Genomic DNA, 24,902 nt, shown 5'->3' on the forward strand with positions numbered 1-24,902 from the left:
GCGTTTCGCCCCCATCGGTCAGCACATTGGCCGCGAGGAAGGCGAAATCGGCTCCTCCGTAGGGGTTCTCGACCGCGCAAGGCACGCGGATGCCCGTCTGTTCGCAGCCGCCCTGCTGGATGCGCAGCAATTCGCGCCAGCCACGGTCGAATTCGTGATTGCCGACCGCGTTGAAATCCAGTCCGACGCGGTTCATCACGCCGATCGTCGGTTCGTCGAGGAAAAGCGACGAAGCAAGCGGGCTGGCACCGATCAGGTCGCCTGCCGCCACCACCATCGAAAAAGGCGATTGCGCCCGCGTCGCCGCGATTGCCGTGGCGAGGTAGGCTGCACCCGCAGCCTGTACTTCGCGGATGTCGTCTTCACTCAACGTGACCGGAACCGGGCGGGGAAGCGGCAGCAGATTGCCGTGGAAATCGTTCAGGCCGACAACGCGCACGGTGACCGTTTCGTCAACGGGCGAGGGTGGAAGAGAGGCGCAGCCTGCAAGGCTGGCAAGCACCGCAGCGGCAGATGTCGCCCTGAGCCATCTGGGACGAGGGGTGAGCCGGCCAAGGCAGGTGAGGGCGGATCTGTGAGGCATGGTCATCATCGTCCTCTGAATAGCCGAGATGACCTTCCCGTGACAACGCACTCATGCGCCTGCCGCATGGACCTCGATCCGGCGCAAAAGGGCGGAACACCTGCATTTCCCAGCCGTTTAGCTGCTGCAACCCGAAGGCGGGATGAATATTATCGAGAGGAATCAACATGGATGAAACAGCGCTGCTGATCATCGCCCTACTGGTCATAGTCGGTGTGCTCGTGCTCTGGCTATTATTGCGCCAGCGCCGCACGGGTTCCCTCCGTGAAGAATTCGGCGACGAGTATGATCGAACTCTCGAAACCCGCGGCGGCCGAAGCGCTGCAGAACGCGATTTGGAAGACCGCAAGAAACGGGTGGCAGATTTCACCATTCGCCCGCTCCATGCCGATGAGCGCGACCATTTCCGCAGCGAATGGATGGAAGTGAAAGCCCTGTTCGTCGATTCGCCTCGCGAGGCTGTCTTGCGCGCGGATCGCATGTTGAAAAATGTTCTCACGAAGCGTGGCTTCCCGATGAGCGATTTCGACCGGCGGTATGAGGATCTGACGGTCGACCACCGCGAAACCGCGCGTCACTACCGCGCCGGTCACAACATCGCCCAGGATGGCGATGCCACGACAGAGGATTTGCGGCAGGCAATGGGTCATTACGAAGCTCTGTTCGACGATATGGTTGCGCCGGAAGCCAGCCCGGACCGTCCGACCGAAGTGGGTATAGTGACCTCCGCAAATGCCCGAATCGACCAAGACGATCACGCCTTTGCGGTTACACGGTCATCAGACGCGCCCGCGGCAGCCCCTGTCGGCGCTCATCCCCGGCAACGAGACTGATCCATAGCCATGAAATGGAAAGGGCGACACCGTCATCCGGTGCCGCCCTTTCCTTGTTCTGCAACGCACTGACGATCAGGTGTCGAGATTGGCGACGTTCAGCGCATTGTCCTGAATGAATTCACGGCGCGGTTCGACGATGTCGCCCATCAGGCGGGTGAAGATCTCGTCCGTGACGTCAGCATCTTCCACCTTAACCTGCAGCAGCGCACGGTTGTCGGGGTCCAGCGTGGTCTCCCACAATTGCTCGGCGTTCATTTCACCCAGACCCTTGTAGCGCTGCACGGACAGACCCTTGCGCCCGGCGACCAGCACCGCATCGAGCAGTTCGGTCGGACGGGTGATCGCATCCTCATCGGTGAAGGCGGGGCTGTCGGCATCGGTTTCATCGGCAGCGTCGCCGTCGGGTTCGACCGCCTCATGCGTTCCGGCCTTCACGAAGCGTCCGGCGCCTTCATAGACATCGGCCTGTTCGGCGGCCACGCGGTGAAGCTTGCGTGCTTCCGCACTGCCGAGGAACGCGGCTTCGATATCATGCACATCGGTCACGCCGCGCCAGATGCGCGCAAAGTGAACCGAACCGTCGCTGCGCATTTCGGCGGTCCACTTCGCTTCCTGGTCGCCAAGCTGCATGCGCGCGGCAGCCGCGTCGAGCGCCGCCGCGCGGTCGGACAGTTCGGGATCGAGAGCACCCGCCAGCGCCATGGCTTCCACCAGGGCGGGATCGTAGCGGCGCGGCACGAAAGCGATCAGATTGCGCATGCGCAGCGCATGTTCGACAAGGCCGCGCAGTTCCTCGCTGCCCCGCGCGCCGCCGCTGGTTTCCAGCACCCGGCCCGACAGCCCGGCATCGACCAGATAGCGGTCAAGCGCAGGCTGGTCCTTAAGATAGACTTCGCTGCGGCCCTTGCTCACTTTGAACAGCGGCGGCTGGGCGATGTAGAGATGGCCTGAACGAATGATCTCGGGCATTTGCCGGTGGAAGAAGGTCAGCAGCAGCGTACGGATATGCGCGCCGTCGACATCGGCGTCCGTCATAATGACGATCTTGTGATAGCGCAGCTTGTCGAGGGTGAACTCGTCGCGCAGGCCGGTGCCCATCGCCTGGATCAGCGTGCCGACTTCCTTGGACGAGATGATCCGGTCGAAGCGCGCGCGTTCGACGTTCAGGATCTTACCCTTCAGCGGCAGAATTGCCTGGGTTTTCCGGTCGCGCCCCTGTTTCGCGCTGCCGCCGGCGGAGTCGCCCTCGACCAGGAACAATTCGGATTTTGCCGGATCGCGCTCCTGGCAATCGGCCAGCTTGCCGGGTAGGCTGGCGATATCCATTGCGCCCTTGCGCCGCGTCAGTTCGCGGGCGCGCTTTGCTGCCTCGCGGGCGGCGGCAGCGTCGATGACCTTGCTGATGATGTCCTTTGCATTAGCGGGGTTTTCTTCCAGCCATTCGGTCATCTTGTCGGCCATCAGGCTTTCCAGCGGCTGGCGCACCTCGGAGGACACCAGCTTGTCCTTGGTCTGGCTCGAGAATTTCGGATCGGGCAGCTTGACCGAGACAATTGCCGTCAGCCCTTCGCGCATGTCCTCGCCCGAAAGCGTGACCTTCTCCTTCTTCATCATGCCCGACGCCGTGGCGTAGGAATTCAACGTCCGCGTCAATGCCGCGCGGAAGGCGGCAAGGTGCGTGCCGCCGTCGCGCTGCGGGATGTTGTTGGTGAAGCAGAGCACGTTTTCGTAATAGGAATCGTTCCATTCCAGCGCGACATCGATGCCGATGGCGTCCCGCTCGGCAGAAATCGCGATTGGTTCGGGGATCAGCGGCTGCTTGTTGCGGTCGAGATATTTGACGAAAGCCGCAATGCCGCCTTCGTAGAATAGATCGTGCTCGGCCAGATCCTCGTGCCGCTTGTCGCGAAGCTTGATGTGAACGCCCGAATTCAGGAAGGCGAGTTCGCGGTAGCGATGCTCCAGCTTCTCGAAATCAAACTCGGTGACGTTCTTGAACGTGTCGGTGCTGGGCAGGAAGGTGACCCGCGTGCCCTTGCGCTTGCTGCCATCCTCGGCGGGCGGGGCGTCGCCTTTCACGATCAGCGGCGCAACGGTGTTGCCGTGCTCGAAGCGCATCCAGTGTTCCTTACCATCGCGCCAGATGGTCAGTTCCAGCCATTCGGACAGCGCGTTGACGACGGACACCCCAACGCCGTGCAGCCCGCCCGAAACCTTGTAGGCATTGTCATCGCTGGTGTTCTCGAATTTTCCGCCCGCGTGAAGCTGGGTCATGATGACCTCGGCGGCGGAGACCCCTTCGCCCTTGTGCATGTCGACGGGGATGCCGCGGCCGTTATCCTCGACCGAAACGCTGCCGTCCGGGTTGAGCTCGATCAGCACGAGGTCGCAATGCCCGGCCAGCGCTTCGTCGATGGCGTTGTCCGAAACCTCGAACACCATGTGGTGCAGGCCCGAACCATCGTCGGTGTCGCCAATATACATGCCCGGCCGCTTGCGCACGGCGTCAAGGCCTTTCAGGACCTTGATGGAATCGGCGCCATAGCCATTCTGGTTCACGACGCGGGCGGGCGGTGCGTCTGCTGCCGGTGTCTGAATCGGGTTTGCGGAAGTTTCTTCGGTGGGGATATTTGCCATGCTTTCCATATAGTCGCTCTGCCGCCCGCAGGGAAGCGCAGCCTCGCGCCTTCCACAGCCTTTGCCCTTGCAGAGCGGCAATCAGGCCATAGGATGCGCGGCATGACAGAACCATTTGCCGAACTCTGCACTGATTTGGATGCCTCATATGGCGCGTTTCCGGACATCATCGCCGCCAATGCGTCACGATTTGCCGGCAGACTGGCCCTGCGCGATGAGCACCAGGAACTGACCTGGGCCGACATCGGCGCGCGGATCGAACGGATCGCTGCCGCTTTGCAGGACAGCGGGCTGGAGAGGGGCCAGGCGGTCGCTATCCTCGGCACCAGCAGCGTAAATTATGCGCTCGTATTCCTCGCCGCGGTGCGGGCGGGCGGCGTGGCGGCTCCATTGACCACCAGCGCCAGTGTCGAGCAACTGGCCGCGATGGTGCGCGACAGCGGCGCGCGGCACCTGTTCATCGACCGTGCCAAGCATGACGATCTGGGTGAAGGCTACATGCAGGACCTTGGCGCCGATATGCAGATCGTGATGCTGGACGAGGATCTGCGGCCCGATGCGGACAGTTGGATGGCCGCAGAGGGGCGGCTGGCGCTGCGACACTCGCCCGAGCGCAGCGATCCGTTCAACATCATCTATTCCAGCGGCACCACCGGCACGCCCAAGGGCATCGTCCATTCCCATGCGATGCGCTGGAGGCAATTTGCCACGACAGCGCTCAGTCTGGCTCGCAGCTTCGAAGAGGCAGGGAGTGGCGGCGTGCAGGCGCTCACGTCCACGCCGCTCTACTCCAACACCACGATGGTGGCCTTCCTGCCCACCCTGCTGGCCGGCGGATGCGTGACCATCATGGGCCGCTTCGACGCGCAGCGCTGGCTGCAACTGGCGCAGGACCATGCCATATCGCTGACCATGCTCGTTCCGGTGCAATATCGGCCCCTGCTGGATGCGCCCTGTTTCGACGAGTTCGACCTTTCCGCCCTGCGCCTGAAATATTGCACCAGCGCGCCGTTTCCGGCCGAGTTGAAGCGCCGCGTGCTGCAGCGCATGCCCGGCGCGCTGATCGAGATTTACGGCATGACGGAGGGCGGGGTGACCTGTCTGCTTCCCGCCCATGAGTTCCCGGACAAATTGCACACGGTCGGACGCCCCGCCCCCGGTCACGCGCTGAAAGTCATCGGCGAGAATGACGAGGTGCTGGATGCAGGACAGGCAGGCCAGCTGGTGGGCCGTTCCGGCGCGATGATGACCGGTTATCGCAACCGGCCCGACGCCACGGCGGAAGCCTTGTGGACGGACCCTGACACGGGCGAGGTCTGGATGCGGATGGGCGATATTGGCCGGATCGATGCGGACGGCTTCGTGGAACTGGTCGGGCGGGTGAAGGACGTGATCATTTCGGGCGGATTCAACATCTACCCCGTCGATCTGGAGGCGGCGCTGGAGCAGGAGCCCGAGATTGCCGAAGCAGCCGTGATCGGCGTGCCGAGCGACGCCTGGGGCGAAACGCCCGTCGGCTTCGTCGTGCTTGAAAAGAGCGGCGGAACCGATGTGCTCGACGCTTTGCGCGCGCGGGTGAACGGGCGGCTGGGCAAGACGCAGCGCCTGTCCGAACTCCATGCAATACCCGAAATGCCGCGCAGTCACATCGGCAAGCTGCTCAAGACCGATTTGCGCGCGAACTGGACTGCGATGCAGGACTGATCCGCCAAACAGAAAAGGGCGCACCTTGCTTCCGCATCTGCGGAAGGGGCACGCCCGTCTTTCCGTCCTGGCTTCCGCCGTCGGTCAGACCAGAGTATGACCGAGCATGACGCCGCTGAGTGCGGCGGCACTTACGAATGCCAGAAGATTTGCTGCGTATCTACGCATGGCAGGTCTCCTGATCGATAGGGTGGCCGGCGGCGGATTGGAGGGGGGAGAGGACGTCCGCCGCCCGGCTCGAGAATTGAAATAATCTTGCGCGCAGCTTTTCACAAATGAGAAAACCGCCCACTTTGTTGCGAATTTTGCAACTGTGTGGATTGCGTGCTTCGCAACCGCATGTTGCGCCCGTGCCGCTTTACACATTGCAGGCGGCGGCGTAGCGCGCTTTGCCCATGAGCGCATCCAATCTTACCGACATCGTGCAGGGCGATTCCATCCTCATCGTGGACTTCGGCAGCCAGGTCACGCAGCTGATCGCCCGCCGCGTGCGCGAGGCAGGGGTCTATTCCGAAATCGCGCCTTTCAACGCTGCCTTGGAAGCCTTCCACCGGATGCAGCCCAAGGGCATCATCCTGTCGGGCAGCCCGGCCAGCGTGACCGATCCCGACGGCCCCCGCATACCGCAGGAGATCCTGGACAGCGGCTTGCCGATACTGGGCATCTGCTATGGCCAGCAGGCCCTCACGCTGCAACTGGGCGGCGAGGTCATGGCCGGCGATTCCGGCGAATTCGGGCGGGCCTTCATCACCATCGAGGATGATTGCACCCTGTTCGACGGGCTCTGGCAGATCGGCGAAAGGCACCAGGTCTGGATGAGCCACGGCGACAAGGTGACGCAGCTTGCGCCCGGCTTCCGTCCGGTTGCAGCCAGCGCGGGCGCGCCTTTCGCCGTCATCGCCAATGACGAACGCCGCATCTATGCCATGCAGTTCCACCCCGAAGTGGTGCATACGCCCGACGGCGCCCGGCTGCTGGCCAATTTCGCGCATCACGTTTGCGGGCTGGCGGGCGACTGGACAATGGCCGAATTCCGCAAGGCCAAAATCGCCGAAATTCGCGAACAGGTCGGCGATGGCAAGGTCATCTGCGGCCTGTCGGGCGGGGTGGATTCCGCCGTGGCTGCCGTGCTTATTCACGAAGCGATCGGAAAACAGTTGACCTGCGTCTTCGTCGATCACGGATTGATGCGGATGAACGAAGCGGAGCAGGTCGTCACCTTGTTCCGCGACCATTACAACATCCCGCTTGTCCACAAGGACGTGGCCGATCTGTTCCTGGGCGGCCTCGAAGGGGTTACCGATCCCGAGGCCAAGCGCAAATTCATCGGCAAGACCTTCATCGACGTGTTCGAGGCCGAGGCGAAAGCCATCGGCGGCGCGGATTTCCTGGCTCAGGGGACACTCTACCCCGATGTGATCGAAAGCGTGTCCTTCACCGGCGGGCCGAGCGTGACGATCAAGAGCCATCACAATGTCGGTGGGTTGCCTGAGCGCATGAACATGCAGCTGGTCGAACCCTTGCGCGAATTGTTCAAGGACGAGGTGCGCGATCTCGGCCGCGAACTGGGCCTGCCCGATGTCTTCGTCGGTCGTCATCCGTTCCCCGGACCCGGCCTCGCCATCCGCATCCCTGGCGAGGTGACGCAGGAACGGGCCGATATTCTGCGCAAGGCCGATGCCATCTATCTCGACGAAATTCGCAAGGCTGGCCTCTATGACGCCATCTGGCAGGCCTTCGCGGTCCTGCTTCCGGTCAAGACGGTCGGCGTGATGGGCGATGGCCGCACTTACGACAATGTCTGCGCCCTGCGCGCCGTGACCAGCACCGACGGCATGACGGCGGATGTCTATCCGTTCGACGGCGCTTTCCTCGGCCAGGTGGCGACACGTATCGTCAACGAGGTGAAGGGCATCAACCGGGTCGTTTACGATTATACTTCCAAGCCGCCCGGAACCATAGAATGGGAATAATCCGGCGCCTTAGATGAGGAGGGCCCCGGCAGTGAGCGTCGAAGGGCTAAGGTCTTGTAAAGGCGTAGCGAGCCGCTAAGGCTCGCCTGCTGCGAAGATGTCACGCTGCAGCGGGTGGGGGGCAGAAGCAATGGATGGGGGATTGTTGGCGCGGCGTGAGAAGCGCCTGTTGCACAAGGCTCTGCGCTTGCTGGACCCTGATTTTGACGGGATTGCCCTGGTCGATATCGGGGCTGCCGGCGCCATGTCGGGTCGCTTTGCACCGGCCCGCGATCACCTCCATTATATCGGGTTCGAGCCCGATGCGCGTTCACGCGAGGCGCTGCTCGCCCATCCGCAACAATGCCTGAGCTACGAGATACTTCCCCATGCGATCGGTGCCGCGAAGGGGGAAACCGCTTTCCACCTTTGCCGCAAGGGCGAGGTGAGTTCGACCTTTTGCCCCAACCGCGAACTTCTCGATCGCTTTCCGGATCCTGCACGCTTCGATCTTATCGAAACGGCGTCCCTGCCCGTCATCACTCTCGACAAGGCCGGGATCGAGTGTTGCGATTTTCTGAAGGCGGATATTCAGGGCGGAGAACTGGACGCTTTGCGGGGCGGTACGCATCGGCTCGGAAGCTGTTTCGGCCTGGAACTCGAAGTGGAGTTTTAGCCGCTTTACCAAGGCCAGCCTCTATTCTGCGGTGTCCTGCAATTCGCCACAGCACAGGGTTTCGCCCTCGTTGATTTCGTGGATCTGACCCGCTGGACTCGCAAGAGCGATCCCGGCGACCAGCAAGGGGCGGGGGCCGACCGGTTCGGGCAGCTTGTGGCAGGCGATGCGCTTTTCCTGAAACTGCCGGAAACATTTCTGGCCGAGCAGCACGGCCCTGCCGCGCTGCGCAGATACCTTGCGGTGCTGCTGGTCTACAGGCGATACGACCTGATCCTGTGGCTGCTCGCCAATCTACCAGAAGAAGAACGGTTGGCGCAGGAAGCCATGGCTGACACCAGCCGGAAACTGTTCGGATCGTCCGCAATATCGATCGGGCGCAGCGTCTTGCCAAGCGGCTGACCCTTGGAACCGCAGCAGCTTACAGATACCACATGTTTTATTGACGACGGGAGACTGAACGGCTTTTCACCGCGTCGGATCGAGCCCGAAAGCAGGTGTCCGCCACATCTTCCACGAACCTGCCACTAAAGTGCCTGAAAGCTAAAAAACGATAATTCTCGGCATTTGCAACGACGAAACGGCTTTCGCCTGCCTGATGGTGCAGGGCGAAATTGTCGCTGCGGCGAGCGAGGAACGCTTCAGCCGCGTGCAGATGGACAATTCCTTTCCTCAGCAGAGCATCGACTACTGCCTGAACCATGCTGGCCTGACACTCGCCGACGTGGAAGTCGTCGCCTATAGTTGGTACAAGGGCTTCCAGCCCCGCCTGCTCGCGGAATATGTCCGCCGGGCGCAGGAACTCGCCGACAATCCGGAAGCCATCGCCATTCTGCAGGAAAGGATCGCTGTCGAGATCACGCAGGACGAGGCGAAGCGGCGCGAATAATGACAACTGGCTCGCCCGGAACATCGACCGCCGCACGACCGAAGTTCTCGATTTCCATCATCACGAAGCTCATGCCGCCAGCGCTGCCTGGTTTTCTCCTTTCGACAAGGGCGTGGCTTACACCAGCGACGGGCGCGGCGACTTCGAGGCGACGACGCTCTGGAAATTCAACCGTTCGGCCTATCCCGCCCTGACGAAACTCCATTCCTCGCTTTCGACGGACAGTTTCGGTTTTTTCTATGGCCGGATAACCGGCCTTCTCGGCTATCGCCCCATGCGGCACGAAGGGAAGATCACCGGCCTTGCGGCTCTGGGCGATCCGCAGCCGGCGATGGATCTGATGCGCCGGATGATCAGGGTCGAGAATGGCCGCGTGCTGGCAGGCCTCGGGGACTTCTATCCGCCATTCTTCACCAACTATTCGCCGGAAACGGAAGCCGAAATCGCGAAATACAAGAAGGAAGACGTGGCAGCGGCGGCGCAGCTGCATCTCGAGAACGAGATGTGCGCCTTGATCGATCACTATCTCGCAGCCGACGACATGACGGATGTGAATGTCGTGCTGAGAGGCGGCGTGTTCGGCAACGTCAAGGTCACGCACCGGATCAAGTCGCTGGGCCGCGTCGGCGATGCCTATGTGCAGCCGCAGATGGGCGATGGCGGATTGTGCCTCGGCGCCTGCGCTCTCGCCCAGGCGGAAATGCAGCAACGCGGCCGCACGGATGATGGCGTAAAGCCGCTGACGACGATGTATCTGGGGCCGACACCGGGAGACGGGCATGACTCCACCCTCGAACGCACGACCTATGTACTTTCAGAAGGTGCACAGGCTTTCGCACAGGCCCTGTCCGACAACGTGGTCATCGGCCTGATGCAAGGACGTATGGAATTCGGCCCCCGCGCCCTGGGCAATCGTTCGATCATTTATCGCACCAGTGACCGCACGATCAACGACTGGCTGAACAAGCGTATGGACCGCACGGAATTCATGCCTTTCGCGCCCGTGATGCGCGCCGAAACCGCGCCAGCGGCCATTCAGGACTACCGGGAAGGCGACATAACGCTCGACTTCATGACCGCGACCATCGACTGCACAGACGATTTTGCCGAGAAATGCCCGGCTGTCGTGCATGTCGACGGCACCGCCCGCCCCCAGATCGTGACGGAAGGATCCAACTGCTTCATCTGGATGGCCTTGCGCGAATGGGAGGATCCGTCGGGTGAAATGTCGCTGGTGAACACCAGCTTCAACGCGCATGAGGAGTCCATCGTCTGCACTTTCGACGAAGGCGCGCATGGGCTCGACACCGGAATGATTGACGAATTGTGGGTCGTGGAAGGGGATGAAGTCTCACGCTACGCCAAGGCAGGGTGAGCAGCATTTCGCTTCGGCAGGCCCCATGATCGGCGAGGCGGCGGTGGAGGAGGTCTATCGCCGCCTCGCCCGCGCCATGCCGGGCCGTACCCCCGATGCCAGGGGCCGAAGGATCAGCCCGATGCGTTCCGGTCCTGCATCTCCTGCATGTTGAGTGCTCAGTCCCTCGACCGGAACACTGCCGCAGCAACCGGGGCGCTGTTCGCCCTGGCGCGGACGCCCGCAGCCATGCTCGCCTTGCCGGACGAGGTCATCGCCGGAGCCATTCGCCCTTGCGGGTTGTACAATGTGAAAACCCGCAACATCCGGGCGTTCTGCACAGCTCTGCTGGCAGAGCACGAGGGCCAGGGTTCCCGACACGCGCGAAGAGTTGATGGCATTGCCCGGCATCGGCCGGAGATGCGCCGATATCGTGCTCAGTTTCGTATTCGGGCGCGATGTCATCGCGGTCGATACCCACGTCCACCGCGTCTGCAATCGCATTGGCATGACCGCGGCGAAAACGGCAGATCGCACTGCAAAGCAACTGGAGGAGCGCACGCCGGAATGGGCCATGCGCGACGGACATTTCTGGTTGATCCAGTTCGGCAAGGCGGTCTGTACCGCCCGCGCGCCACAATGCGGCACCTGCCCGGTCGCGGATCTTTGCGAATTCTATGTTGCGCTGCCCGCAGGGCCGGTCGCCTCTACCAGCTGAAGCCCGAAGCGACCGCTTTTCTCTCGGCCTCTGTGCTCGCACGACCGAGCACCGGATTACGGTGGGGGAAACGTCCGAAGCGTGCGATCATCCGGTAGTGTGAAAGGGCGAAATCGCCAACGAAGCGCAGTTCCGGCTGAGAGAAATAGCGCAGGCTGGCCTGCTGGTCCGCGATGTCTTCGGAATGCATCAGGGGCATGCCGAGAAACTGCCTCTGATGCCGTGTCATGGCATTGTCCCATCCTCTCTGGATTGCGCCCCTGGCAATGTTCTGCGCCAGGGAATCCCAATCATAGGCTTTGGCGCTGCCGCGAAAGATGTTGCGCGGCACCTGATCGAAAAGCAGCACGGACGCGAGGGCAAGGTCCGGACCGGTCAGGAAGGCACCCACACGCTGTCTGCCAAGTGCGTGCAACTCATCCTGAAACCGGTGGCAAAGCGTCGTGTCCACGTCCGGAGCAGGGTTGAACCAATCCGCAGGACCCAGCCGGTGAAACCATACATGGAGAACTTCCGCAGCCCAACGCCGCGACACCATCGTCATGGGCGCAGACGCACCATGAGAAGCGAGCCTTGGCCTGGCACTAAATCCGCATCAATCAACGCGGCGGTAGGGGATGAAATCGGTCAGGAACAGATTGCCGGTGTACAACCCGTTGTTCCGGCTGAAGGTCGTCACGATGCTCTGGCGGCAAAGTGTCGTCCCGAATTGCCGGGTGCGCAGCCCGTCCGAATCATCGATCAGTTCGGGCAGTTGCGTGTAGTTCACGTAGATGACATCGCCGACTTCATAGACCAGTGCAGTTCTGTCTATGATGTCGAAATCGCGTATCCGCCGAGACATGATGCAGTTCTCCGGCTCGCCGGCCACGCGTCCCTCGAGCAGCCTTGCCAGCTTTACCTCTCCTTTGGTCAACGCGGCCTCGCCAGCGGTTTCTGCCACCTGGCCATACGCGGGGAGCGATACTGCAGCCAACAGCGTGGCAAAAGCACCGGCACTGGCGAACTGGAAAATTCTGGTCATCGTTTGCTCCTTTCAAGCAGCATGGCTTGCCTTGCCGCCGAAGTGCAATGAAAAAGGTGCCGGTCGGCCGGGCTCGCCGCCACGATAGCGGCGCAATCCTTTTCTGCCATATCCATCGTGAATGGACCCTGACGCCTTCGATTGTCAGACGTAGTTCATCGTCAACCTGAATTCACCGGAATATTCACCTTCGGCCTGATTGCCGGGGATCATCAGGGTACCGCCGACGTAGATTGTTTGCTCACGCTTCACCGCCCGCACACCGATAAGCAGGTTGAACACTCTGGCTGCCAGCAGACCGTCGCCGATCGAATGGGTCAGGGTCGCGGTGAGCGTTTCCGTGCCGCCGCTCCGCTGCATGGTAACGGTGGGATCGAGCGTAAGTACCATGAGTGCACCGATCGGCGCATTGGCCGTGAACACTGCGCGATGAGCCGGCTCGCGCACGCTGGTCAGTTCGCCGAAGGTGGCGACCTGGTTGCTTGCTGCGTTCACGGTGATCGCACCGCCCGAACCGCTTCGCACGATCGTACCGAAATCCAGATCTGCGGTATTGGTCAGCACGGCCGGTTCGAGCACCTCGACCTTGCCGGTGCCGGACTGTTCCGCAGCCTGCGCGCCAGGGCCGCCCGCGACGGTTGCCATTGCGGCAAGCAACGCGAGGATAGCTTTCGAAGATTGAACCAGTCCGTTTGGCATGACTGCCCCCACAAGAACTCCGGAACCGATCCGGATAAAGCCTTATGAAGGTGGCGGGCGAACCATAGGTGTATTTACTAGGTTAAGACGGGGTTGATGCGCCCGTGATGCCGGCCTTGTCGTCTTTCACCAGTTCGACATCGGTGACGCGGTCCGGGTCGGCAGGACCATTTTTCAGGATGAAGCGCCGGTCGCAATAGCCGCAGTCGACGTATCCCGCTTCGTCGATCTCAAGAAAGACGCGGGGATGACCAAGCGCGGCAGGGCGGACCTTGTCGGTTCCGCGGATCGCCCCGGCACCATCGCAGCTGGCCCGGCGCGTTTCGACAATCGTGACTTCGGGTGGGGGTGTGCTCATGCAGGATGCGATAATCCCGCGGGGCAGCGAATTCAACGCTGCAAATCGCGCTCAGTCATATTCGATCCGTACCTCGAAGGGGGCCTCATAGACGCCGGGCAATTGTCCGGGATTGATCGTGATCGTCCCGCCAATCCGAAAGGCGAAGGCTCCGTTCGGCGCATCGATCCGATACTTGACAAAACCTTTTCCTTGTCCCGTAAGGCGCATTTCGGGTGTGCCGTCCACCACCATGTCCGAAAGCTGGATATCGGCGCCCGGACCGGTCAGCGTCAGCTTGTTGCCGCCCGGCAGCTTGACCCGCACTTGCCGGCCGCTCTCGCCATAACCTGCAAACTCGGCATATTGGCAAACCCCGCTGTGGCCCAGATTGGCGCTGGGAATGCAGCTGTTGTTCCTGGTCGCGGTCATTCGCACGGTACCGCCCGCACCATTGGTGAGGACATAGCCGAAGTCCATGTCCTTCAGCTTGGTCAGGGTAAGTTCCTCGATCACGACTGTCCTGGCTTCAGACATCGTCACGGTCTGCGCCTGAACCGGTGCTGCGGCCATGACCGCAGCGATGAAGATGCAGACTGCACTGCCCATGATCCCGGCGCCGAACCTGGCAAACGCCTGGCGGAGCGCCGGAGATGGAGCGAAGCGAATCAGTTCGCACATGATCGAGTGACCGGGCATTGCGCTGCTGCATGTAGCGCGATGCGGTTAATGCATGTTTAGCGTATGCCTGAGAGCCTTCGCGGTGTGGCCCGGTTTTGCACTCTTTACGAAAGCCGTGCCAGCGCCCTAGGGCAGCAGCATGGATCCTGCCGAAACCCCGCCCCCTGCCATTCGCATCTGCGATGTTGTCAAACGCTATGCCGGGGCGAAGGGAGTAGAAGGCAAGCTGGCCCTGAAAGGAGTCAGCTTCGACGTACCTCAGGGCGGCATCTTCGGCCTGCTCGGCCCCAATGGCGCGGGCAAGTCCACTCTGATCAACATTCTGGCCGGGCTGGTCACGAAAACCGAAGGGTCGGCCGAGATATGGGGCTTCGACATCGACCGGAACCGCCGCAATGCCAAGCGCGCCATCGGCATCGTGCCGCAGGAAATCGTCTTCGACCCGTTCTTCACGCCTTACGAGGTTCTGGAGAATCAGGCGGGCTTCTACGGCATCCCGAAGAACCAGCGCCGGTCGGAGGAATTGCTGGCCGCCGTCCATCTTTCGGACAAGCGCGATGCCTATGCCCGGACGCTGTCGGGCGGCATGAAGCGCCGCCTGCTGATCGCCAAGGCCATGGTCCATTCCCCGCCCATCCTGGTGCTGGACGAACCGACCGCCGGGGTCGACGTCGAATTGCGGCGGCAGCTTTGGGAACTGGTCGGGTCTTTGAACGCGGAAGGCGTCACCATCGTGCTGACTACGCATTATCTCGAGGAAGCGGAGCAGCTTTGCGATAACATCGCCATCATCAATCACGGCGAACTCATTGCGAACAAACCGACGCGCGAACTGGTCGACATGGCGCGGGAAAAGATCGTCGAGGTCACGCTGGACGCCCCGATCGACACAGCGCCGCAGGATGCTGCATTCGGCAAGGTCGAACTGCTCGATCCCCGGCGCGTGGCGATCACCTATGACAAGGACCGGATCACCGCCGGACAGGTGCTGAACCGCTTGCAGGAGCAGGGCATGCGGATCGAGGACGTGATCACGCGCGAGGCGGATCTTGAAGACGTGTTCGTCTCGCTGACGAGTGCCGTCACGACCGGCGGCGACCAGGCGAAAGAGACAGCGCGATGATCCATGACGTGCTGGTGATCGGTTCGGGGGCTGCGGGGCTGACGGCGGCGCTGGCTCTTGCGGAAACGCGCAAGGTGCTGGTGCTCGCCAAGGGATCGCTCACCGGCGGCAGCACCGCATGGGCGCAGGGCGGCATCGCCGCGGTGCTGGATACGGGTGACACGTTCGAAAACCACATCCGTGACACGATGGTGGCGGGGGCAGGACTGAACCGCCGCGAAACGGTCGAATTCGTGATCGAGCGGGCTCCCGATTCCATTCAGCGTCTTGTCGATCTGGGAGTCCCCTTCAACGGAAACGGCAGCGATCTGCATCTGACGCGGGAAGGTGGGCATTCCCATCGCCGCATCGTCCATGTCGACGATGCGACCGGATGGGCCGTGCAGGAGGCTTTGCTGAATGCCGCCAAGGCGCATGAGAACATCACCTTGCTGCCCGGCCGCGCCTGCATCGACCTGATCACCGGGCGCAATGCGGAACGCTATTCCGGCTCGGGGCGGATCTGGGGCGCCTATGCGGCGGATGAAAAGACCGGCGCTGTCGAGGCGCATGTCGCCCGCGCCACGATCCTCGCGGCGGGCGGGGCAGGGCGGTGCTATCGCTTTTCCACTGCGCCCCGCGGCGCAACCGGCGACGGCATCGCCATGGCGTGGCGTGCCGGAGCGCGGGTGGCCAACATGGAATTCATGCAGTTCCACCCGACCTGCCTGTATAATCTGGATGTAAAGAACTTCCTCATCACCGAGGCGGTGCGGGGCGAGGGCGGGCATCTGCTGCATCCCGAAACCGGACACCGCTTCATGCCCGATTACGACGAGCGGGGCGAACTTGCGCCGCGCGACATCGTCGCCCGCGCCATCGACGACCAGATCAAGCGTTACGGCCTCGACTTCGTCAATCTCGACATCAGTCACAGGCCGGCCGACTTCGTCCGGGAGCATTTCCCGACAATTCATGAAAAGCTGATGGGCCTCGGCATCGACATGACCCGCCAGTCGATCCCCGTCGTGCCGGCGCAACATTATACCTGCGGCGGCATCGTCGTCGATCTGGATGCGCGCACTGACCTCCCCGGCCTGTGGGCGGCGGGGGAATGCACCGAAAGCGGGCTGCACGGCGCGAACCGGCTGGCATCGAACAGCCTGCTCGAATGTTTCGTCTTCGGCGAAGCGGCGGCGCGAGACATCAACGCCTGCTGGGACGATCTGGACGAACCGCCAATCATTCGTGAATGGGACGAAAGCCGGGTGACACACTCTGACGAGGAAGTGGTCATCAAGCAGAACTGGACGGAAATCCGCCGCTTCATGTGGAATTATGTCGGCATCGTGCGCAGCACCAAGCGGCTGGAACGCGCCGCGCACCGCATCGCTTTGCTGGGACGCGAGATCGATGAATATTACGGCGCGTTTCGTGTCACCACCGACCTCATCGAATTGCGCAATCTGCACCAATGCGCCGAACTGATCGTGAAAAGCGCCCTGAAGCGCCACGAGAGCCGTGGCCTGCATTTCACCCTGGATTACCCCGAAACGGACCCGGTGGCGCGGGACACCGTGCTGGTGCCTTGATCGCCATCAACGAAGTTTTCACCCAAACACATTGGCCGCTGATCGATGTCGACCAGAAAACGATCCTGTGCGGTCCCGTCACAAAGGGGCAGGCAGCCCGCGCGCGCGCGCTGACCGTTTTGATCGTCACGGGTACAGGCGGGCTGTCATCCGAGCCCCAGCAGCCGCCCAAGCAAGATCAACGCCATAGCACCCAGAACGCTGGCGAGGCAGCCTGCGCGGTGAAAGTCGCTCCGGCCCTTGCTGGTGACAAGCCCCGCCAGCAGCGAACCGCCGATGCCTAACGCTATGGTGGTCAGCCAGCCCATCTCGACGGCACCGGGGAAGAAGAACCGCGCCAGCCCCCCGACCAGCAGACCCGACACGATCGCTCCGATAATGTTCAGCATGGACATCCCCTCTGCGCTGCGTTCAACAAGGGCTTAGCAAACTCAGGCGAGGAGGGAAAACGGCTCATGGCGCAGATCAAGGCGAACGGCATTACGCTGGAATATGAGGATTACGGCGACGAGAGCGCGCCGCCGATCCTGCTGATCATGGGGCTGGGGGCGCAGCTGACGCTGTGGCCCATGGAACTGGTCGAGGCGCTGACCGGGCGGGGGTTCCGGGTCATCCGCTATGACAATCGCGACATCGGCCTCAGCGAGAAATTCGATTCCGCCGGCGTGCCTTCCATTCCCGTGACCGTGCTAAAGGCGCGTTTCGGGTTCCGCCCACGCGTGCCCTATACCCTGTCGGACATGGCGGCGGATGCTGTGGGCCTGCTGGATGCACTGGACATTCCCCAGGCGCATATCGTCGGCGCATCAATGGGCGGGATGATCGCGCAGCTGGTAGCGGTGGAACATGGCAAGCGAACCGCCAGCCTCACCTCCATCATGTCCACGACCGGGCACCGGCGCCTGCCGCAGGCGGAGAAGGAGGCGCTGGCTGCTCTCACCACGCGGCCGAAGAACATGGAGATGGCGAATATCCTCGCTCATGGAAAGCGCCTGTCGAGAGCGATCGGCAGCCCCGCATATCCGGTTGCCGAGGACAGGCTGGAACAGAACATCCGCGCCAATTTCGGACGCAGCTTCCATCCGCAAGGGCTGCCCCGCCAGCTTGCGGCGATCCTGGCAGATGGCGACCGGCGCAAGCGGCTGTCCCAGGTGAAGGCGCCGACCCTGGTGCTGCATGGCGAGGCCGACCCGCTGGTTAAGGTGGAGGCTGGCCGCGACACCGCCGCTCACATTCAAGGTGCCGAGCTGAAGGTCATTCCCGGTATGGGCCACGATCTGCCTGTCGAACTGGTGGACGAGATTGCCGATGCCATCGCCAATCATGCCCGGAAGGCTGCCTGAACCCGTGGAGATAATTAAGGCAAACTGCCTTAATTCCGGAACAAAGCATGTGCTGCAGCGTAGATTATGTAAATATGGCGAAAAAATGGCGCCCACGAAAGAAGCGCGATTTGGCCGAAACTATCGATAAAGGAACGACATCATGAAGAAGATCGCATTCATCGCACTCCCCGCTTTTGCAATGCTGGCGGCATGTGGGCCCGATTCGGCGGTCGAGGAACGCGGCGACGCACTCGAAGAGCGTGCCGACATCGTTGAGGAACGGTCCGACATGCGGGCCGACCAGCTTGAAGACGCAGCCAACAACGCGATGACCGAAGCGGGCGAAGCGACATTGGACGCACGTGCGGATGCCGTCGAGGAAGCCGGGGAAGTCCGCGCTGACGCGATCAACGAACGCGCCGACATGATGGAATAATCGCCTCGGGTCAGGCCCAGCTCAAGCAAGTTCATCGTCAGAATGAAAAAGGGCTCCGCCACTGCGGGGCCCTTTCCCGTTTTCATGCTGCATTTCGCCGCCTGCAGAAATCTTTCCACATCGCGTTTTTCCACTTGCACTACCCGCCACCCAAGGATGCTCCACGCGCCGCGCTGTATGGCTGGCATAGAACACCGCCGCGAAGATGAGTTAAATCGCCTTTACCCTATTGCGCAGCGGCGGCAGGTGATTCACTATCTAGTGGTTGCAGGGGGATAGGAACCTACAAGACCTAGATTTTCAGTGGCTAAGTCTCCGACTCGCAAATTGGGCAAGCGAAGGGGATGCAAGCCTGCAGAGGCGCAGGACGGGGGATAAATATCTGACCGCAGCGCCTCGTGAATTGCTAGATCGTCAGGGTCCGTCCGAATCGAACACAAGCGGAACATCGCAGCAGCCGCTGCGTAAGGGACAGGGGTGAGACACGACATGGATTTCAGAACCGACGGCGAAACCGGCAGCGACATTGCAGCGGGCGAAATCCACGACAGCAACGAACACGATGCAGGAAAGAGCGCGATAGCCATGGAACGACGCGATAGTGGATCGGACGATCTGGTGGCCGAAAAGGCCGCAGAGGCTCTGACGGGCGCATTGGCCGGCACTCTTGCCGAAGCGGCGCGCGCCAATATGGCCACCGACGGCAAGGGCATCGACGACAGCAAGAAGATCAACGATCGCCGCTTCACCGTGGTGACGGATACTTCGCGTGACGAATTGCTGACGGAGTTCGGCAAGGAAACCCTGATCGACCGTTACCTGCTGCCGAACGAGAATTTCCAGGACCTGTTCGCCCGCGTGGCCGATGCCTATGCCGACGATCAGGAGCACGCCCAGCGCCTGTACGATTACATTTCGCGCCTGTGGTTCATGCCCGCAACGCCCGTCCTGTCGAATGGCGGCACCCATCGCGGGCTGCCGATCTCCTGCTATCTGAATTCGGTCGAGGACAGCCTGGAAGGCATTGTCGGCACCTGGAACGAAAATGTGTGGCTGGCCAGCAAGGGCGGCGGCATCGGCACCTATTGGGGCCATGTGCGCGGCATTGGCGAGCCTGTGGGCCTAAACGGCAAGACCAGCGGCATCATCCCCTTCGTGCGGGTGATGGACAGCCTGACTCTGGCGATCAGCCAGGGTTCGCTGCGGCGCGGATCGGCGGCCTGCTACCTCGACGTGTCGCATCCTGAAATCGAGGAATTCCTCGAAATCCGTAAACCCTCGGGCGACTTCAACCGCAAGGCGCTGAATTTGCATCACGGCGTGCTGCTGACCGATGCCTTCATGGAAGCGGTGCGTGCGGGTGAAAAGTTCGACCTGAAGTCGCCCAAGACCGGCGAAGTGCGCGCCCAGGTCGATGCGCGCAGCCTGTTTCAGAAATTGGTGGAAACGCGGCTTGCGACGGGCGAGCCCTACATCGTCTTCTCCGACACCGTGAACCGGATGATGCCAAAGCATCACCGCGATCTCGGCCTCAAGGTGTCGACCTCGAACCTGTGCAGCGAAATTACCCTGCCCACGGGCCGGGACCATCTGGGGAACGACCGGACTGCGGTCTGCTGCCTGTCGTCGCTCAACCTCGAAAAATGGGACGAGTGGCACACCGACAAACGCTTCATCGAGGATGTCATGCGCTTCCTCGACAATGTGCTGCAGGATTATATCGACCGTGCACCTGAAGAAATGGCACGCGCGAAATATTCTGCGAGCCGCGAACGCAGCGTCGGGCTAGGCGTCATGGGCTATCACTCCTTCCTGCAGGCCAAGAACATCCCGCTGGAAAGCGCGATGGCGAAGGTCTGGAACCTCAAGATGTTCAAGCACATCTCGGCCCGGGCGGACGAGGCATCGATGATGCTGGCGCATGAGCGCGGCCCGTGCCCCGATGCCGAGGACATGGGCGCGATGGAACGCTTCTCCTGCAAGATGGCGATCGCCCCCACCGCGTCGATCAGCATCATCTGTGGCGGCACCAGCGCCTGCATCGAACCGATCCCGGCCAATATCTATACCCACAAGACCTTGTCGGGCAGCTTCGTGGTGAAGAACCCCTATCTGGAAAAGCTGCTGCGCGAAAAGTCGAAGGATTCGACCAATGTATGGAACTCGATCCTGGAGAAGGGCGGTTCCGTCGCGCATCTCGACTTCCTGACGGCGGACGAGAAAGCGACATTCAAGACCAGCTTCGAAATCGACCAGCGCTACCTGCTGGAATTCGCCGCCGACCGCGCGCCCTTCATCGACCAGGCGCAGAGCCTCAATTTGTTCATCCCCGCCGATGTCGATAAGTGGGATCTGGCCATGCTGCACTTCCAGGCATGGGAAAAGGGCATCAAGTCGCTCTACTACCTGCGGTCCAAGAGCGTTCAGCGTGCAGGGTTTGCAGGTGGTGTTGAAGCCGACAACACGACCGAGGCGAGCAAGTTCGAACTCGCCGCGGGCGAGCAGACCGATTACGAGGAATGCCTGAGCTGTCAGTGAGTCCAGGCGGTTGTTAAAACCTTCGACGAGGGGTTCTGTGAGTATTCCCTCGCCGCGCACATGGCATTTCAGGACACAGCAGCATGTCAGTGATCATCGTTATCGTCTTGCTGCTCATTGCCATGCTGCTTTTGCAACGTTCGCGGCGGGCGCAGAATCTGGGCAAGGCGACAAACCTGCGCCGCATTGGGTTGGTGCTGGCGGTGGCGGCTTTGGTGCTCGCCCTCGTCGATGCAGCTGACATGGCGTTGGACCATTCGGATGACGAGGTTCCGACCCTGACAGGTGATCGCCTGCCGTGAAGGGCCAGAAGGCAGCTTCAGCCGTGTGGAGCCGGCGGTTTGCAGGATGCCGGTCTATCACGTCGGGGCTGCACGGCGCCTCAGGAACACGTCTTTCATGATAATGACCGTCGTCTTCTACCTCGTGGGGCTCACGCTGCTGCTGGTCATGGCCTATGTGCTGTGGAGCGGAGTAGGTCGCCGCAGGCCGGCAATCGCGCGGGCATTTGCGCTGGTGGTGCTGGCAGTCGCCGCGTGGATCGCCTGGCAGCTTTTCGAAGTTCTGTTCTAGCCCGAAGCGTAACGCAGCCTGGCGAACGGATTTACAATGCACAAACTGGAACCCCCAACCTCACCGTCGTGAGGCTGGGGGCCCTTTTGCTACCGGCCTTGCGGCGCGGTAGAAACTCTATGTCCTATCAATGCTCAGGACGACGCCTTGTTCCCCAGTCCGTCCGGAATACGCGCTCCGGCCTTCAGATAGATGCGATTGTCGTCGAGCCGGTCGACGGCATCCATGGGGATGAAGTGATGCATGGAATCGGCGGAATCGGTCTTGGTGAGCTTGATGTTGTCGCCCTCCACCTCGTCGACCGTGCCGACGTGCTGGCCGGTGGAATCGGCGATTTCCATGTGTTCCTTGATGCGGATCTTCTCGAACATGCGATTTCCTCGGTTGTTTGGTCCTATGCCGCCTCAACGGCTCGGCCATGGCGGAGTTCCAAGGGCATAACGCCCTCTTGCTGCTTCACCTGACGATCAGGTCTACTCGCCGGGGCCTTCGTATAATGCCCGGTTACCATCGGCACGGGCAACGCCGTCAGGCGTGTCGGTCAATCCCGGTTCGCCCTTGTCATGCGCCTCGACACTGTCCTTCTTTGCAGGCTTGTCACCTCCGCTATTCTCGGATGCCGCTTCCTTCTCGCTATCGCCATGCTCGTCGCGGCTATTGCCGTATCCGGTCTGGGCCTTGCCATCCGATTGCTGTTCGGCTTGGGCGCGCTGGCGATCCATGTCGCCGGGCTGTTGCTGATCGGCGGGCGTGTACATGTCAGTTGCCTGGCCGGGCGCAGCGTTTGCAATCGTGCCGCCTGCCTGCTGCTCCGGTGCGGCGGAATCATTGTTTCCGACGTTCGAAGGCTGGTTCACCTCATATTGGTCGAAGTGGGGGCGGGCGTCGCCCGGCGTTCCCGATGCACCCTGCGGCTGGTTGCCGGCAAGAGGCGAGCCTTCGGGCTGCTTCGAATTCAACTCGCGCGAACCGCCCGGCTTGGCTGAACCCTGCGCCTGTGACTGGCCGCCCTGCGACTGCGATTGCTGGGCTTTCTGCTGCTGCTGCGGCAGCTTCTTGCCGTCACGGTCGACCGGCACCGCTTCATTTGTCGCGACGGGCTTCTTGTCCTTGTCCTCGGCGCGAGCGCGCGCCTCGCCTTCGCGGGGGCCGGAGCGCGGCGGTTCGCCGGGCGTGTCGCCGGGATTGAGAGTGACCTTGCGGCTGTCGTCGGGTTCATACTCGCCCATGAAATTATCCTTTTTGCTGTCCTGCTCGCGGCGCAATTGCCGCCTTTACCCCGACAACGGGCAGGCCGGCGCTTGTGTTCCGTGATCGCGGGCAAGGCGCGACGCGCGGCAGACTGCGACACACGCCGATTGCAACCCCCGGAATATAAAGAATTGCCCGGACTTATCCCCGCCGAAAGGATAGGGCTTGCTATCCAATCGCCGCCATGATTCCCTATATGTACCAGAATCGCTGATCCCACGGAGACACAACATGTCGTTGCTCGAAGCCCGCAAGACCTACAAGCCCTTTGAATATCCGTGGGCTTACGACTTCTGGAAACGCCAGCAGCAGATTCACTGGATGCCGGAAGAAGTGCCGCTGGGCGAAGACTGCCGCGACTGGGCGCAGAACCTGTCCGCGCATGAACGTAACCTGCTGACGCAGATCTTCCGCTTCTTTACTCAGGCTGATGTCGAGGTGCAGGATTGCTACCACGAAAAATACGGTCGCGTGTTCAAGCCTACGGAAGTGAAGATGATGCTGGCGGCGTTCAGCAACATGGAAACCGTGCATATCGCCGCCTATTCCCACCTGCTCGACACCATCGGCATGCCGGAAAGCGAATATGGCATGTTCCTCGAATATGAGGAGATGAAGGACAAGCACGACTATCTGCAGCAGTTCGGCGTCGACAATGACGAGGATATCGCCCGCACGCTGGCGATGTTCGGCGGCTTCACCGAAGGCCTGCAATTGTTCGCCAGCTTCGCCATGCTGATGAACTTCCCGCGCTTCAACAAGATGAAGGGCATGGGGCAGATCGTCAGCTGGTCGGTTCGCGACGAAAGCCTGCATTGCGAAGGCATCACGCGCCTGTTCCACGCCTTCTGCCAGGAACGCGACTGCCTGACCAAATCGGTGAAGCAGGACATCATGGATACCTGCCAGACGACCGTCCGGCTTGAGGATGCGTTTATCGATCTTGCCTTTGAAGACGGTCCGGTTCCGGGCATGACGCCCAAGGAAATCAAGAAATACATCCGCTACATCGCCGATTGGCGCCTGTCGCAGCTTGGCCTTCCCGCGATTTACATGGTGGAAGAGCACCCGCTGCCTTGGCTGACCCCGCTGCTGAACGGCGTGGAGCATGCGAACTTCTTCGAAACGCGGGCCACGGAATATTCCAAGGGCGCGACCACCGGCAATTGGCAGGACGTCTGGAGCAGCTTCGACAAGCGCCGCAAGGCCAAGGGCGGCGAAGCGAACGACACGGAAGAAACCACCGACGAAGGCCCGGGCTTGTTCGGCGACAGCGTGACGGTAGCTGCGGAGTAAAATGCGGGCACTGTAATGTGGCGTTCCATGCGGCGAACGTTTAAACAGAAGTTCGCTTCGACTCGGCTCCTGTCAAGCTGACTAGAGATTCTCCCGCCAGGTTCTTTGTGCATGGAAACACTTGTCCAGAATGCCGCAGAGCAAATATTAGCCTCTATTCAAATGCGATATCAGGCACTTTTGAGTCAATTCGAGTGTTTCCAATTGGCGACAAACAAAGGTTGCGCGTACCTGAGGAAGTTCCGGACCATATTGCCAGAGACTATCGCGAGGCTAAGGCAACAATCGGAGTTAGCCCGCGCGCCTCAGCGGCACTGTCCCGCCGTTGCCTACAAAGCGTATTGCAGCATGCAGGCTACACCGACACCAACCTCAGTAAACAGATAAAAGCTGTCATTAACGAGCAGGACATCGAGAGAATTTTGCCGCGAGGTGTTCGTCAAAGCATTGATGCGATTAGGAATTTCGGGAACTTCTCAGCTCACCCAATCATTGAGAAATCTTCTACTCAAATAATTGATGTTGAACCCGCCGAGGCGGAATGGTGCCTCGAAATTCTTGATGAGTTATTCCTCCACTTTTTTGTTCGCCCTGTTACTAGGGTCCGGACTCATTAGAGCCACCAGGTGACGATGGCTGCGATAGCGATTGTGGCCATAAAGGTCTTGATGTTGCGGTCGAAGCGGGTGGCGACCCGCC

At 61.3% G+C, this 24,902-nt stretch carries 27 protein-coding genes and 3 pseudogenes; 20 read left to right on the forward strand and 10 right to left on the reverse strand.

Translation table 11 applies throughout. The features are described 5' to 3' along the window. A pseudogene (locus G7A66_RS14320) lies at positions 1 to 583 on the reverse strand (bifunctional metallophosphatase/5'-nucleotidase); the annotation flags it as partial. Positions 584 to 750: 167 nt separating this feature from the next. Here G7A66_RS14320 and G7A66_RS12575 point away from each other — a divergent pair. Then, positions 751 to 1,416, forward strand: a complete 666-nt coding sequence (locus G7A66_RS12575; protein ID WP_174295956.1) for a hypothetical protein — start codon at positions 751 to 753, stop codon at positions 1,414 to 1,416. A 75-nt stretch (positions 1,417 to 1,491) separates the two neighbouring features. Here G7A66_RS12575 and gyrB read toward each other — a convergent pair whose 3' ends face one another. Next, entirely contained in the window at positions 1,492 to 4,056 is a 2,565-nt protein-coding gene (gene gyrB, locus G7A66_RS12580) for a DNA topoisomerase (ATP-hydrolyzing) subunit B (RefSeq protein ID WP_174295957.1), read from the reverse strand. A gap of 102 nt (positions 4,057 to 4,158) precedes the next feature. Here gyrB and G7A66_RS12585 point away from each other — a divergent pair, with 102 nt between their 5' ends. The 10 genes and pseudogenes from G7A66_RS12585 to G7A66_RS14440 all read left to right on the forward strand — a co-directional run bounded on the left by G7A66_RS12585 (position 4,159) and on the right by G7A66_RS14440 (position 11,349). After that, positions 4,159 to 5,760, forward strand: a complete 1,602-nt coding sequence (locus G7A66_RS12585; protein WP_174295958.1) for a class I adenylate-forming enzyme family protein — start codon at positions 4,159 to 4,161, stop codon at positions 5,758 to 5,760. Positions 5,761 to 6,155: 395 nt separating this feature from the next. Beyond that, positions 6,156 to 7,733, forward strand: coding sequence for a glutamine-hydrolyzing GMP synthase (guaA, locus tag G7A66_RS12590; RefSeq protein WP_174295959.1), 1,578 nt, complete (start codon positions 6,156 to 6,158; stop codon positions 7,731 to 7,733). Between the two features lie 130 nt (positions 7,734 to 7,863). Beyond that, the gene (locus tag G7A66_RS12595; RefSeq protein ID WP_174295960.1) at positions 7,864 to 8,388 is read left to right on the forward strand and encodes an FkbM family methyltransferase; all 525 of its coding nucleotides are present in this window, start codon (positions 7,864 to 7,866) and stop codon (positions 8,386 to 8,388) included. Positions 8,389 to 8,466: 78 nt separating this feature from the next. After that, on the forward strand, positions 8,467 to 8,790 hold the full coding sequence (locus tag G7A66_RS12600) for a hypothetical protein (RefSeq protein WP_174295961.1): 324 nt from the start codon (positions 8,467 to 8,469) through the stop codon (positions 8,788 to 8,790). 163 nt (positions 8,791 to 8,953) lie between these two features. Continuing rightward, entirely contained in the window at positions 8,954 to 9,277 is a 324-nt protein-coding gene (locus G7A66_RS14425) for a carbamoyltransferase N-terminal domain-containing protein (protein ID WP_332310560.1), read from the forward strand. After that, positions 9,171 to 10,652 (forward strand): carbamoyltransferase C-terminal domain-containing protein, encoded by a 1,482-nt coding sequence (locus G7A66_RS14430; protein ID WP_174295963.1) that lies wholly within the window; start codon positions 9,171 to 9,173, stop codon positions 10,650 to 10,652. The genes G7A66_RS14425 and G7A66_RS14430 overlap by 107 nt, the downstream gene beginning before the upstream one ends. Continuing rightward, positions 10,621 to 10,806, forward strand: coding sequence for a hypothetical protein (locus G7A66_RS14335; RefSeq protein ID WP_232366845.1), 186 nt, complete (start codon positions 10,621 to 10,623; stop codon positions 10,804 to 10,806). The genes G7A66_RS14430 and G7A66_RS14335 overlap by 32 nt, the downstream gene beginning before the upstream one ends. Then, a pseudogene (locus tag G7A66_RS14535) lies at positions 10,800 to 10,979 on the forward strand (endonuclease III domain-containing protein); the annotation flags it as partial. The gene G7A66_RS14335 and the pseudogene G7A66_RS14535, both read left to right, overlap by 7 nt. A 31-nt stretch (positions 10,980 to 11,010) precedes the next feature. Continuing rightward, positions 11,011 to 11,184, forward strand: a pseudogene (locus G7A66_RS14540) (endonuclease III domain-containing protein); the annotation flags it as partial. A 21-nt stretch (positions 11,185 to 11,205) separates the two neighbouring features. Further along, a complete protein-coding gene (locus G7A66_RS14440) occupies positions 11,206 to 11,349 on the forward strand; it encodes a hypothetical protein (RefSeq protein ID WP_269748213.1) in 144 nt (47 codons plus the stop codon). Here G7A66_RS14440 and G7A66_RS12620 read toward each other — a convergent pair. From G7A66_RS12620 to G7A66_RS12640, 5 genes are all read right to left on the reverse strand, one after another. Then, positions 11,339 to 11,893 (reverse strand): DUF924 family protein, encoded by a 555-nt coding sequence (locus tag G7A66_RS12620; RefSeq protein ID WP_174295964.1) that lies wholly within the window; start codon positions 11,891 to 11,893, stop codon positions 11,339 to 11,341. The two genes, G7A66_RS14440 and G7A66_RS12620, sit on opposite strands and share 11 nt — an antisense overlap. 51 nt (positions 11,894 to 11,944) lie before the next feature. After that, entirely contained in the window at positions 11,945 to 12,373 is a 429-nt protein-coding gene (locus G7A66_RS12625; protein ID WP_232366847.1) for a hypothetical protein, read from the reverse strand. A gap of 144 nt (positions 12,374 to 12,517) precedes the next feature. Next, positions 12,518 to 13,018, reverse strand: coding sequence for a DUF4402 domain-containing protein (locus G7A66_RS12630; protein ID WP_206675186.1), 501 nt, complete (start codon positions 13,016 to 13,018; stop codon positions 12,518 to 12,520). Positions 13,019 to 13,154: 136 nt separating this feature from the next. After that, positions 13,155 to 13,430 (reverse strand): zinc-finger domain-containing protein, encoded by a 276-nt coding sequence (locus G7A66_RS12635; protein ID WP_174295966.1) that lies wholly within the window; start codon positions 13,428 to 13,430, stop codon positions 13,155 to 13,157. A gap of 51 nt (positions 13,431 to 13,481) precedes the next feature. After that, the gene (locus tag G7A66_RS12640; RefSeq protein WP_174295967.1) at positions 13,482 to 14,090 is read right to left on the reverse strand and encodes a DUF4402 domain-containing protein; all 609 of its coding nucleotides are present in this window, start codon (positions 14,088 to 14,090) and stop codon (positions 13,482 to 13,484) included. Positions 14,091 to 14,229: 139 nt separating this feature from the next. Between G7A66_RS12640 and G7A66_RS12645 the strand changes: the two genes are divergently transcribed. Further along, positions 14,230 to 15,213 carry an ABC transporter ATP-binding protein gene (locus G7A66_RS12645; RefSeq protein WP_174295968.1) on the forward strand — a complete coding sequence of 328 codons (984 nt, stop codon included), beginning with the start codon at positions 14,230 to 14,232 and terminating at the stop codon, positions 15,211 to 15,213. After that, the gene (gene nadB, locus G7A66_RS12650; RefSeq protein ID WP_174295969.1) at positions 15,210 to 16,784 is read left to right on the forward strand and encodes an L-aspartate oxidase; all 1,575 of its coding nucleotides are present in this window, start codon (positions 15,210 to 15,212) and stop codon (positions 16,782 to 16,784) included. Before G7A66_RS12645 ends, nadB begins: the two co-directional genes overlap by 4 nt. A 146-nt stretch (positions 16,785 to 16,930) precedes the next feature. On the opposite strand, the gene G7A66_RS12655 is transcribed toward nadB, so the two are convergent. Next, the gene (locus tag G7A66_RS12655; protein ID WP_174295970.1) at positions 16,931 to 17,173 is read right to left on the reverse strand and encodes a GlsB/YeaQ/YmgE family stress response membrane protein; all 243 of its coding nucleotides are present in this window, start codon (positions 17,171 to 17,173) and stop codon (positions 16,931 to 16,933) included. A gap of 66 nt (positions 17,174 to 17,239) precedes the next feature. Between G7A66_RS12655 and G7A66_RS12660 the strand changes: the two genes are divergently transcribed. The 5 genes from G7A66_RS12660 to G7A66_RS12680 all read left to right on the forward strand — a co-directional run bounded on the left by G7A66_RS12660 (position 17,240) and on the right by G7A66_RS12680 (position 21,656). Further along, positions 17,240 to 18,127 carry an alpha/beta fold hydrolase gene (locus G7A66_RS12660; RefSeq protein ID WP_174295971.1) on the forward strand — a complete coding sequence of 296 codons (888 nt, stop codon included), beginning with the start codon at positions 17,240 to 17,242 and terminating at the stop codon, positions 18,125 to 18,127. A gap of 142 nt (positions 18,128 to 18,269) precedes the next feature. After that, complete coding sequence (locus G7A66_RS12665) at positions 18,270 to 18,545, forward strand: hypothetical protein (RefSeq protein ID WP_174295972.1); 276 nt, start codon at positions 18,270 to 18,272, stop codon at positions 18,543 to 18,545. A 489-nt stretch (positions 18,546 to 19,034) separates the two neighbouring features. Beyond that, positions 19,035 to 21,083 carry a ribonucleoside-diphosphate reductase subunit alpha gene (locus tag G7A66_RS12670; protein ID WP_174295973.1) on the forward strand — a complete coding sequence of 683 codons (2,049 nt, stop codon included), beginning with the start codon at positions 19,035 to 19,037 and terminating at the stop codon, positions 21,081 to 21,083. Positions 21,084 to 21,166: 83 nt separating this feature from the next. Further along, positions 21,167 to 21,385, forward strand: coding sequence for a hypothetical protein (locus G7A66_RS12675; protein WP_174295974.1), 219 nt, complete (start codon positions 21,167 to 21,169; stop codon positions 21,383 to 21,385). Between the two features lie 97 nt (positions 21,386 to 21,482). After that, a complete protein-coding gene (locus G7A66_RS12680) occupies positions 21,483 to 21,656 on the forward strand; it encodes a hypothetical protein (RefSeq protein ID WP_174295975.1) in 174 nt (57 codons plus the stop codon). Between the two features lie 134 nt (positions 21,657 to 21,790). On the opposite strand, the gene G7A66_RS12685 is transcribed toward G7A66_RS12680, so the two are convergent. Together G7A66_RS12685 and G7A66_RS12690 are read right to left on the reverse strand one after the other, a co-directional pair. Continuing rightward, entirely contained in the window at positions 21,791 to 22,027 is a 237-nt protein-coding gene (locus G7A66_RS12685; RefSeq protein ID WP_174295976.1) for a DUF2171 domain-containing protein, read from the reverse strand. 102 nt (positions 22,028 to 22,129) lie between these two features. Next, positions 22,130 to 22,885 (reverse strand): hypothetical protein, encoded by a 756-nt coding sequence (locus tag G7A66_RS12690; RefSeq protein WP_174295977.1) that lies wholly within the window; start codon positions 22,883 to 22,885, stop codon positions 22,130 to 22,132. 253 nt (positions 22,886 to 23,138) lie between these two features. Between G7A66_RS12690 and G7A66_RS12695 the strand changes: the two genes are divergently transcribed. Then, a complete protein-coding gene (locus G7A66_RS12695; protein WP_174295978.1) occupies positions 23,139 to 24,203 on the forward strand; it encodes a ribonucleotide-diphosphate reductase subunit beta in 1,065 nt (354 codons plus the stop codon). A gap of 221 nt (positions 24,204 to 24,424) precedes the next feature. Then, entirely contained in the window at positions 24,425 to 24,820 is a 396-nt protein-coding gene (locus G7A66_RS12700; RefSeq protein ID WP_174295979.1) for a DUF4145 domain-containing protein, read from the forward strand. Positions 24,821 to 24,902: the final 82 nt, after the last annotated feature.

This window comes from Alteripontixanthobacter muriae (assembly GCF_013336795.1).
Lineage (GTDB): Bacteria > Pseudomonadota > Alphaproteobacteria > Sphingomonadales > Sphingomonadaceae > Pseudopontixanthobacter > Pseudopontixanthobacter muriae.

What these genes read in the sequence shown, in the direction of transcription:
- G7A66_RS12695 (WP_174295978.1), top strand. Translation starts at nt 23,139, where the DNA reads ATGTCGTTGCTCGAAGCCCGCAAGACCTACAAGCCCTTTGAATATCCG.
- G7A66_RS12585 (WP_174295958.1), top strand. Translation starts at nt 4,159, where the DNA reads ATGACAGAACCATTTGCCGAACTCTGCACTGATTTGGATGCCTCATAT.
- G7A66_RS12630 (WP_206675186.1), bottom strand. Translation starts at nt 13,018, where the DNA reads ATGGCAACCGTCGCGGGCGGCCCTGGCGCGCAGGCTGCGGAACAGTCC.
- G7A66_RS12690 (WP_174295977.1), bottom strand. Translation starts at nt 22,885, where the DNA reads ATGGGCGAGTATGAACCCGACGACAGCCGCAAGGTCACTCTCAATCCC.
- G7A66_RS12675 (WP_174295974.1), top strand. Translation starts at nt 21,167, where the DNA reads ATGTCAGTGATCATCGTTATCGTCTTGCTGCTCATTGCCATGCTGCTT.
- gyrB (WP_174295957.1), bottom strand. Translation starts at nt 4,056, where the DNA reads ATGGCAAATATCCCCACCGAAGAAACTTCCGCAAACCCGATTCAGACA.
- nadB (WP_174295969.1), top strand. Translation starts at nt 15,210, where the DNA reads ATGATCCATGACGTGCTGGTGATCGGTTCGGGGGCTGCGGGGCTGACG.
- G7A66_RS12575 (WP_174295956.1), top strand. Translation starts at nt 751, where the DNA reads ATGGATGAAACAGCGCTGCTGATCATCGCCCTACTGGTCATAGTCGGT.
- G7A66_RS12665 (WP_174295972.1), top strand. Translation starts at nt 18,270, where the DNA reads ATGAAGAAGATCGCATTCATCGCACTCCCCGCTTTTGCAATGCTGGCG.
- G7A66_RS14440 (WP_269748213.1), top strand. Translation starts at nt 11,206, where the DNA reads ATGCGCGACGGACATTTCTGGTTGATCCAGTTCGGCAAGGCGGTCTGT.
- G7A66_RS12640 (WP_174295967.1), bottom strand. Translation starts at nt 14,090, where the DNA reads ATGTGCGAACTGATTCGCTTCGCTCCATCTCCGGCGCTCCGCCAGGCG.
- guaA (WP_174295959.1), top strand. Translation starts at nt 6,156, where the DNA reads ATGAGCGCATCCAATCTTACCGACATCGTGCAGGGCGATTCCATCCTC.
- G7A66_RS12645 (WP_174295968.1), top strand. Translation starts at nt 14,230, where the DNA reads ATGGATCCTGCCGAAACCCCGCCCCCTGCCATTCGCATCTGCGATGTT.
- G7A66_RS12595 (WP_174295960.1), top strand. Translation starts at nt 7,864, where the DNA reads ATGGATGGGGGATTGTTGGCGCGGCGTGAGAAGCGCCTGTTGCACAAG.
- G7A66_RS12680 (WP_174295975.1), top strand. Translation starts at nt 21,483, where the DNA reads ATGATAATGACCGTCGTCTTCTACCTCGTGGGGCTCACGCTGCTGCTG.
- G7A66_RS12655 (WP_174295970.1), bottom strand. Translation starts at nt 17,173, where the DNA reads ATGCTGAACATTATCGGAGCGATCGTGTCGGGTCTGCTGGTCGGGGGG.
- G7A66_RS12620 (WP_174295964.1), bottom strand. Translation starts at nt 11,893, where the DNA reads ATGACGATGGTGTCGCGGCGTTGGGCTGCGGAAGTTCTCCATGTATGG.
- G7A66_RS12625 (WP_232366847.1), bottom strand. Translation starts at nt 12,373, where the DNA reads ATGACCAGAATTTTCCAGTTCGCCAGTGCCGGTGCTTTTGCCACGCTG.
- G7A66_RS12685 (WP_174295976.1), bottom strand. Translation starts at nt 22,027, where the DNA reads ATGTTCGAGAAGATCCGCATCAAGGAACACATGGAAATCGCCGATTCC.
- G7A66_RS14335 (WP_232366845.1), top strand. Translation starts at nt 10,621, where the DNA reads ATGAAGTCTCACGCTACGCCAAGGCAGGGTGAGCAGCATTTCGCTTCG.
- G7A66_RS14430 (WP_174295963.1), top strand. Translation starts at nt 9,171, where the DNA reads ATGTCCGCCGGGCGCAGGAACTCGCCGACAATCCGGAAGCCATCGCCA.
- G7A66_RS12670 (WP_174295973.1), top strand. Translation starts at nt 19,035, where the DNA reads ATGGATTTCAGAACCGACGGCGAAACCGGCAGCGACATTGCAGCGGGC.
- G7A66_RS12660 (WP_174295971.1), top strand. Translation starts at nt 17,240, where the DNA reads ATGGCGCAGATCAAGGCGAACGGCATTACGCTGGAATATGAGGATTAC.
- G7A66_RS12635 (WP_174295966.1), bottom strand. Translation starts at nt 13,430, where the DNA reads ATGAGCACACCCCCACCCGAAGTCACGATTGTCGAAACGCGCCGGGCC.